Genomic DNA, 3,717 nt, shown 5'->3' on the forward strand with positions numbered 1-3,717 from the left:
GTGGCCCCCGAGATGCTGGCCGCCGCGGCCACGGATGTGCAGAACATCGGATCGGCCCTGACCGCCGCCCGCGCCGCGGCCCCTCCGCTGCCGAGCAGCCCGCCGGCCCCGCCGGCGCCGCCGGCGCCACCGGCGTTGCCTCCGTTGGTGCCGGACCCCCCGGCGCCACCGTTGCCGATCAACCAGCCACCGGCCGTCCCGTTTTGCCCCGTCCCTGGTGCGCCGTTGGTGCCGTTGCCGATCAGCGGGCGGCCGGTCGCCGCCAGGACCGGTGCGTTGATCGCGTCGAGCAGGCTTTGGATCGGCGCCGCGTTGGCAGCCTCGGCGCTGGCGTACATCGCCCCGCCGGCACTCAACGCCTGCACGAACTGCTGGTGGAAAAGCTCCGCCTCGGCGCTGAGGGCCTGGTAGATCTGCGCGTGCCCAGAGAACAGGGACGCCAACGCCGCTGATACCTCGTCGGCGCCGGCAGCCAGCACGCCGACGGTGGGGGCGGCGGCCGCGGCGCGGGCGGCGGTCAGGGCCGATCCGATGTTCTGCACATCCGTGGCCGCGGCGGGTCAGCGGGGCTGTTCGGCTCGGGTGGCACGGGCGGGGCCGGCGGAAACTCGGAAGCGGCCGCCGGAGTCGGAGGGGGCGGCGGCAACGCCGGCCTGCTGTTCGGTGCGGCCGGGACCGGCGGTGCCGGTGGCCTCGCCAACAGCATCACCCAGGCCGGCGGCGCCGGCGGCGCCGGCGGCAATGGCGGCCTGTTCTCCAACGGCGGCGCCGGAGGAGTCGGCGGCACCACCATCGGGGGCATTGCCGGGGCCGGTGGCGCCGGCGGAATGGGCGGCATGTTCGGCGCCGGCGGGGCTGGTGGGGCCGGCGGAGTCAGCACCGGCGGGACCGGCGGGCTTGGCGGCGCGGGCGGGACCGGCGGCATCTTCGGTGCCGGAGGTAATGGTGGCAGTGGCGGCCACGGTTCAGTCAGCGGCGGCGCCGGGGGGACCGGTGGCGACGCCGGCATGCTCAGCATGGGCGCCGGCGGGGCCGGCGGCTCGGGCGGTGAAAGCATCACGCCCGCAACCGGACTCGGCGGGGCCGGCGGGGCCGGCGGCAATGCCGGACTGCTCTTCGGCGAGGGCGGGGCTGGCGGCAACGGCGGATTCGGCCCCACCAACGGTGGGAAGGGCGGTGACGGTGGCAATGCCGGCCTGCTCACCGGCTCGGGCGGCGCGGGCGGCGCGGGTGGTGACGGTGGAACGACCCTGGGCGGCGCAGGCGGCGCCGGCGGGCGGTCCGGGTTGATCGGCAACGGCGGCAACGGCGGCACGGGAGGCACCGGCCAGGCCGCCGCGGGCAGTACCGGCGGCGCGGGCGGGGCCGGCGGCAACGGCATGCTGATCGGTGACGGCGGCAACGGCGGCAACGGCGGCCTCGGCACAACCAAGGGCACGGCCGGGACGGGCGGCATAGGCGGTCAGCTGTTGGGCTTGGACGGCTTCAATGCCCCCGCCGGCACCAACCCGCTGCACACCGCACAACAGCAGGTGATCAACGCGATCAACGCACCCGTTCAGGCGGCGACCGGCCGTCCGCTGATCGGCAACGGCGCCAATGGAGTTGCGGGAACCGGCGGCGCCGGTGGGGACGGTGGGCTGCTGTTCGGCAACGGCGGCATCGGTGGCTCCGGAGCGGCCGGCGCTACCGGCGGGCACGGCGGCGCGGGCGGCGGCTTGTTCGGCGCCGGCGGGGCCGGTGGCGCGGGCGGCGCGTCGACGACCGGAAACGGCGGAACCGGCGGCGCTGGAGGCGACGGCGGGCTGTTCGGCTCCGGCGGTACCGGTGGCGTCGGCGGACGCGCGCCCAGCACCGCGACCGGCGGAACGGGCGGGGTGGGCGGCAACGCCGGCCTGCTCGCCGGCGCGGCGGGGAACGGCGGCGACGGCGCCGTCTCCTTCACGCCCGGCGTAGGGGGCGCGGGCAAGGGTGGGGCCGGCGGCGCCGGCGGTAACGGTGGCCTGTTCGCCAGCGGCGGGACCGGTGGGGACGCCGGGTTCGGGCAGACCAGCGGGGCCGGCGGAGCCGGTGGCAACGGCGGCATGTTCTCCAGCGGCGGGGACGGCGGGGCCGGCGGGGCAAGCAACCTCAACGGCAGCAGCGGGGCCGGTGGGGCCGGCGGCAGCGGTGGCCTGTTCGGCGGCGGCGGCAGCGGCGGTGCCGGCGGATTCGGCCAGACCACCGCAGGCGCCGGCGGGCACGGCGGCAACGCGGGCATGCTGAGCCTCGGCGCGCCCGGCGGCACGGGCGGGACCGGCGGAAGCAACAACGGCGGCGGCACCGGCGGGGTGGGTGGCGCCGGCGGCAACGGCGGGATGTTCTTCGGCGACGGCGGAGCCGGGGGTGTCGGCGGCGGCGGCGGTTTCCGCGGCGCGGCCGGAGGCAACGGTGGCGACGGCGGCATGCTGATCGGCTCGGGCGGGGCCGGCGGCGCCGGGCGCGCTGGACAGCTCGGCGACCCCGGCGGCGCCGGTGGCGCCGGAGGCATGGCCGGAGCGATCGGCAATGGCGGTGATGGCGGCGCCGGTGCGGCCAGTACCGGTAGCACCGGAGGTTCCGGCGGGAAGGGTGGCAACGCGGTGCTGTTCGGCGACGGCGGCAATGGTGGTAACGCCGGGCCCGGCATACCGCCCGGGGCGCCGGGCACCGGCGGCAACGCCGGTCAGGTGCTGGGTCAGAACGGCAACAACGGACGGCCCTAACCACCCGCAGGCAAACCGCGGCGGTGCATTGCACCGCCGCGGTTTGCGTTTGTGCGCACCCCGGGAGGACCGGATACGACCCCCAGCACACGGCATTTACGTCCTATGACCGACGTTCGTCGCCACACCACTGCCCATCCTTGGGGCCATGTCGTATCTGATAGTCGGTCCCGAATTGCTGGCCATGGCCGCAGCGGACCTGGACAGCATCGGATCGGCGCTGAGCGCGGCGAACGCCGCAGCGGCGGTTCGGACCACGTCATTGCTGGCCGCGGCTCAGGACGAAGTGTCGACGGCGCTGGCGGCGCTGTTCTCCGGCCACGGGCAGGCCTATCAGGCCCTCAGCGCCGAGGCTGCGGCGTTTCATCAGGGCTTCATGCGGGCGCTGAGTGCCGGCGGGGCGAGTTATGCCGCCGCCGAGGCTGCCAATGCGGCACCGATCCAAAGCCTCCTCGACGCGATCAACGCTCCGGTCCTGGCCGCCACCGGGCGTCCACTGATCGGCAACGGCACGAACGGCGCCGCCGGAACCGGTCAGAACGGAACATCCGGCGGCTGGCTGATCGGTAACGGCGGCGCCGGCGGTTCGGGCAAGGCGGGCACCACTGGGGGCGCCGGTGGCGCCGGCGGGGCGGGTGGGTTCCTCGGCAACGGCGGCGCCGGCGGAACTGGCGGTGCCGGCACCACGGGCAACGGCGGGTCCGGGGGTGCCGGTGGGGCCGCCGGGATGCTCGGCACTGGCGGTGCCGGCGGAGCGGGCGGCAACTCGGTGGCCGGCGCCGGAGGGGCCGGCGGGGTAGGCGGCAGCGCCGGGATGCTGTACGGCGCCGCAGGCATCGGCGGCAACGGCGGGTCTACGCAGAGCCTGACCGCACTTGGCGGGGCCGGGGGCGCCGGAGGCGCCGGCGGAATGTTCTCGGCCGGTGGGGCCGGCGGGGTCGGTGGATCCAGCTTCGGCGACGGCGGGGCGGCC

2 protein-coding genes and 1 pseudogene are annotated in these 3,717 nt (G+C 76.7%); 2 read left to right on the top strand and 1 reads right to left on the bottom strand.

The features are described from left to right. Positions 1 to 62 precede the first annotated feature (62 nt). Positions 63 to 542: pseudogene (locus A5645_RS29225) on the bottom strand (PE family protein); the annotation flags it as partial. A 27-nt stretch (positions 543 to 569) separates the two neighbouring features. Between A5645_RS29225 and A5645_RS08330 the strand changes: the two are divergent. Both A5645_RS08330 and A5645_RS08335 read left to right on the top strand, forming a co-directional pair. Next, positions 570 to 2,744, top strand: coding sequence for a PE family protein (locus tag A5645_RS08330; RefSeq protein ID WP_436405478.1), 2,175 nt, complete (start codon positions 570 to 572; stop codon positions 2,742 to 2,744). A gap of 148 nt (positions 2,745 to 2,892) precedes the next feature. Then, a partial coding sequence (locus A5645_RS08335; protein WP_155767910.1) for a PE family protein occupies positions 2,893 to 3,717 on the top strand: 825 nt, incomplete at its 3' end.

It is taken from the genome of Mycobacterium asiaticum (genome assembly GCF_001673635.1).
In the GTDB taxonomy this organism is placed as follows: domain Bacteria; phylum Actinomycetota; class Actinomycetes; order Mycobacteriales; family Mycobacteriaceae; genus Mycobacterium; species Mycobacterium asiaticum_C.